The organism is Pedobacter suwonensis, assembly GCF_044762335.1.
In the GTDB taxonomy this organism is placed as follows: domain Bacteria; phylum Bacteroidota; class Bacteroidia; order Sphingobacteriales; family Sphingobacteriaceae; genus Pedobacter.
In genome coordinates, this window is the sequence record NZ_JBIWEB010000041.1 from 1 (window position 1) to 3630 (window position 3630).

The 3630-nt window shown below is 38.5% G+C and carries 5 protein-coding genes; 1 reads left to right on the forward strand and 4 read right to left on the reverse strand.

Going from position 1 to position 3630, the window contains the following annotated elements; genetic code table 11:
• Positions 1-91: 91 nt before the first annotated feature.
• Positions 92-784 (reverse strand): relaxase/mobilization nuclease domain-containing protein, encoded by a 693-nt coding sequence (locus tag ACIQXP_RS25100; protein ID WP_352114022.1) that lies wholly within the window; start codon positions 782-784, stop codon positions 92-94.
• A gap of 644 nt (positions 785-1428) precedes the next feature.
• Between ACIQXP_RS25100 and ACIQXP_RS25105 the strand changes: the two genes are divergently transcribed.
• On the forward strand, positions 1429-2391 hold the full coding sequence (locus tag ACIQXP_RS25105; protein WP_350502496.1) for a replication initiation protein: 963 nt from the start codon (positions 1429-1431) through the stop codon (positions 2389-2391).
• A 19-nt stretch (positions 2392-2410) separates the two neighbouring features.
• Here ACIQXP_RS25105 and ACIQXP_RS25110 read toward each other — a convergent pair whose 3' ends face one another.
• The 3 genes from ACIQXP_RS25110 to ACIQXP_RS25120 all read right to left on the reverse strand — a co-directional run.
• Positions 2411-2776 carry a response regulator transcription factor gene (locus ACIQXP_RS25110; protein WP_350502495.1) on the reverse strand — a complete coding sequence of 122 codons (366 nt, stop codon included), beginning with the start codon at positions 2774-2776 and terminating at the stop codon, positions 2411-2413.
• 79 nt (positions 2777-2855) lie between these two features.
• On the reverse strand, positions 2856-3293 hold the full coding sequence (locus tag ACIQXP_RS25115) for a hypothetical protein (protein WP_350502494.1): 438 nt from the start codon (positions 3291-3293) through the stop codon (positions 2856-2858).
• Positions 3286-3630, reverse strand: a 345-nt coding sequence (locus ACIQXP_RS25120; RefSeq protein WP_402759989.1) for a plasmid mobilization protein, incomplete at its 5' end; no start/stop codon positions are given. The genes ACIQXP_RS25115 and ACIQXP_RS25120, both read right to left, overlap by 8 nt.

The window sequence follows — 3630 nt, forward strand, 5'->3', positions numbered from 1 at the left end:
TCTTTCTCAGTTAGCATAATTTTCACCTGTTTAGTCCGCTTTTCGGTAGGGTCTAAAACCTTTCTCCCTGTCGTTTTTGGTTCTTTTTCCATTATCTGCCCATGCTAAAACCTTTGCGCTGTGTTTGCTCCGGTGCTTTTATTTCCATCTCCAACTCCTGCTTAAGTTCTTTCGATATCGCCCTTGTCAGGCCATGCTGTTTGGTGATATCAATACTTGCCCCTTTGGCCTTATAGCCAATATTGTTGTCTTTTAACCGCTCCCCCTGGTTGTCTACCATATTGGCAAGTAAGTGGTAATGAATGTGCCCTTTTTCTGCATGCCTGATAGCCACAAATTGGGTTTGAGTAAGGTCTAAACCTGCATTCTTCCCCTTCCCTTTTGCAAGCCTTTGGATGTAATCCTGTAAAATTTCATCTTCCTTCTTTCCGGCCAGCTTGGCCGTGTCTTCCGGAGAATGGGAAATGATGATCTGCATAATTTTATTTTTAAGTTCTGGACGTTGATCGGCCTGCGCCTGAAACTGCTTGATCAGAAGCTCGCGGTCCACTTGGCTCGTGGTGCCATTGCAGGCAATCACTGTGGCATCCTTGTCGCTCCGGCAGCAGTAGCTGATCGTAGCGCTGATGCTGGAGTTCATTTTTACTTTTGCTATCATCTTTCTTTCTTCCTTTTTGCTTTCTGGCTTCGGTGCAACCGTTGCCGGAAACAAGCGTTTTGAGAAAGGACGCAGTCCCTCAAAACACTGCTTGCCAAATAAAGCGTCCAACCTTTGAAACGACAATATAGGAGTTTTAAAGGATTTTTACATGAACCGTAATTTTATAGCTGGATTAAACAGCGAATAAATTTGCGCCTCTTTTTTTCTCTTCCTTTCTTTTTTCCTTTTCCCAGATCTTTTTTCCCTAAACCGCAAATCTGCCGAAGGAGATAAGCCGTTATGTGTGGGGGGCAATTAACCTCATTTTTTACCCCAAATAAGACTGTCAGTTTGATTTTTATTGAAAAGACGGGTAATACGGCAGAAAAAAAAATAAACGTCTTATATCGTCTTATTTGAGGCCGGCCCGCCCCCCGGCGACCCTCTTTCTTTTTTTTGTTTTTTTGTTTTTTTTTCGTCGACCCCTTCAGCTTCAAAAAGAAGAGAAATCCGGTCTTTTTTGCCTTAAATACCCGGCGTTTGAGGGACAACAGTTCTTTTTAATTATTTTAAATACTTTCCTATTTTACTCCCTTGTAAAGGTCTGACTGTCAGAGTCTATGAAGCTCGAAAACGAACCTTTTATAACATTAAACGAACCTTTTATAACATTAAACGAACCTTTTATAACATTAAACGAACCTTTTATAACATTCAAAGACTTAATTAAAAGAACAGTTCTTTTAATTAGTACTTTTTAAGTATATTTGATAAAATTTATATTAAATATGAAGGATTTAGGGATTATAACCGAACAGGACGCAAATAAAGTAGGAGAAGTCCTCTATAAACAGCATAATGCGCTTACTTCCGGCCGTTATGATTTTACAGCTTGCCAGTTGGATATCATGTTTATGGTGTTAGCTTCACTAAAAGAGAATGAAACTGCTTATAAAATCCATGTTACCGACATTGAATTGATCACTGGTCGCAAATGGAACATTTCCCAACTGACTGAAAGCACGGAGGGCTTACTTACACGAATGTTTGAAGTTGATTCAGAGGATGGTTATACACAATTCGTCTTGTTTCAGTACTTTAAGTATCTAAAGGGAACAAGGACTATTGAGGTCAAACTTTCTGAAATATCCCTGCCGTATTTTTTCGACCTCAAAAATAACTTTACCCATTTTCAGCTTAAGTCCGTCCTTGATTGCTCTTCCAGTTATGCTAAAAGACTTTACATGTTAGCATGCCAATGGCGCACTGTTGGAAAATTTCCTCGTCCTATACCTATAACCGAATTAAAGAAAATGCTTGGGCTGGTCGATAAAAAGGGAAATGAACAATATGCGGAGATAACAGGTTTTAAAACAAAAGTATTGGACATTGCAAAAAAGCAAATAAACGAGCATACGGACATACATTTTGATTATGAACTTTATAAAAAAGGACGTTCTTTCGAGTTCATTCAAATATTTGTAAACAGTTCAAAAAACAAACCTGATCAATTAGAGATTGATTTCCAAAAGGACATTGATTTTCAGAAAGATGTGCGCAACGTTATGGCATATGGATTAAGTAAGGAATATTCCGAATTGATTGTAAAAGATGGTTATACCAAGTTTATAGCGTTTATTGAGGATCTGAATGCAAAAATTCGACAAGGCAAAGCATCCATTGAAAAATCAACGGCCTATATCGTTGGAGCGTATCAGAAAAAAGGTGTACTACCTAAAAAAGAAAATTAGAAATTTAGGCTAAGCTGATCTACGCTAATCTGTGTAGGTGATCGGTAATGAGCTCCCCTAAATAGTCAATATCAAAAGGCTTTTCTATAAAACCATCTGCACAGGCATCTTCTGTAATTTGTTGCAGTCCCACCGCAGTGGATAATAATATAACAGGAATGTTGTTTGTAACGGGATTCGCTTTTATTTCCTTGCAAATATCACTACCAGAACCATTCATTACCACATGATCTAACATTATTAAATCTGGCTGTATAATGGATATATCCTCAATAATCGAGGAATAAATAGAGGCTATGACTTTATAGCCTTGGTCTTCAAGAATTATGGTAATAATATCGAGTATATCCTGATCATTCTCGACAACCAAAATTTTACTTTGCATAATGAGTTGTGTATGGCAGAACGTGTCAAATGTACTGAAATCATTTCGTTGTACCCCCCTTCGTTAATTTACCCTCCTTTTACTTCTTGTTCAGCTCTTGAAGGTACTTTTGATACATGTTTTCACCTCCTTTTTCCTTTCTCATCCACTGGATAAAAGTCGCTTGGTTGCTTATGGTTTGCTCTGCTTTCTCTAATTTATTTTCCTTTTTAACCCCATAAATCACCCCTGCTGCACCTATTAGAAGAAACACAAGGGAAGAAATAATAAGGGCACCGAAATATTTATCCTTTGCTCCAATGGTTAAATGCCTGGTCAATTTTATCTCTGCAGGAACATTTACTTTTTCAATCATTCCCCCCAGTTTAACAATGTTTTCGTTAACTGCATGGTGTAGGTTTTTGGCTTCTTTAGTGGAGTCTTCCAGTCTTTGGACACTTGCGCCTAATCCTTCAATATTGATCGCCTTAAGCCGTTTTATTTCGCTTAAAAGTGCCTCATTCAGTATCTCACTCATATATTTTCTCGTTTAAATATTTTATCATTCCTTCAATTTTGGCGGCATAGGCCAACACTCCTTCTTTCCGGCAAAGCTGGGCGATCTGGTTAATGTTGTTCCCTACTCGGGAGATATCCCGTAATAAAGCGGCTTTTTCTGCTGTCATGGCCTCTTTTATGTCTTTTCCTTTAGCAAGCTCCCGCATGACCTCTGCAACGCTCTGCCGGCTTTTAAATGCTTTTTCCCTGAACTCGTCGTATTCTTTCTCAGTTAGCATAATTTTCACCTGTTTAGTCCGCTTTTCGGTAGGGTCTAAAACCTTTCTCCCTGTCGTTTTTGGTTCTTTTTCCATTAT

Excerpts from the sequence above, each read along its gene's own strand:
- ACIQXP_RS25110 (WP_350502495.1), bottom strand. The coding sequence starts at position 2,776 with ATGCAAAGTAAAATTTTGGTTGTCGAGAATGATCAGGATATACTCGAT.
- ACIQXP_RS25115 (WP_350502494.1), bottom strand. The coding sequence starts at position 3,293 with ATGAGTGAGATACTGAATGAGGCACTTTTAAGCGAAATAAAACGGCTT.
- ACIQXP_RS25105 (WP_350502496.1), top strand. The coding sequence starts at position 1,429 with ATGAAGGATTTAGGGATTATAACCGAACAGGACGCAAATAAAGTAGGA.